Source organism: Oleiphilus sp. HI0061, from assembly GCF_001635675.1.
The window spans coordinates 1-502 of sequence record NZ_LWFE01000874.1; the positions used below are offsets into that span (position 1 = coordinate 1).

Consider the following 502-nt stretch of genomic DNA (forward strand, 5'->3'; position numbering starts at 1 on the left):
ATGCTCAAGCTCTTTCCATTCGCTGGCACCCGAAGCCAGGTCATGTTTTTCTGCCGCACTGCACCAAGCCTGATAGCTTTCTGCAGCGGCCATGTTGATTTCAAGCTTAGCTAGTTTCTTGGATGAGCTTTCAAAAAACACTCGTACTCTCCGAAGTAAAGTCATGATTGCTTTCAAGCTTAACAGGAGATACCACTTTTCGCCGTATTATTTACCATTTTATGAGTATTCTTCAGGTTTTGTATGACCCAGATCATTCTTGAAGTGCCATCGCTTTACTCTGCTCCATGTTATGATACGCGCCGTCCTTTCAATCACTTCGAGTTTCCGATGACTATTGAAATCATTCCCTTTGAACGCTTGCTCATCGCTTTTATCCCTACTTTCTTTGTGATTGCTCTAATGCGATATTGGGGGCTGGCATACGGAAAAGCCTGTTACTCAATCATCCGCATGCTACTCCAGCTGCTATTAATTGGCTACGCGCTGATCATGATCTTCG

2 protein-coding genes are annotated in these 502 nt (G+C 44.2%); one reads left to right on the plus strand and one right to left on the minus strand.

The window, feature by feature from the left end; all coding sequences use genetic code 11:
• The coding region (locus A3735_RS32530; protein ID WP_369820526.1) for a DUF3336 domain-containing protein at nt 1–165 on the minus strand (165 nt) is incomplete at its 3' end.
• 78 nt (nt 166–243) lie between these two features.
• Between A3735_RS32530 and A3735_RS29625 the strand changes: the two genes are divergently transcribed.
• A partial coding sequence (locus tag A3735_RS29625) for a hypothetical protein (protein ID WP_197485833.1) occupies nt 244–502 on the plus strand: 259 nt, incomplete at its 3' end.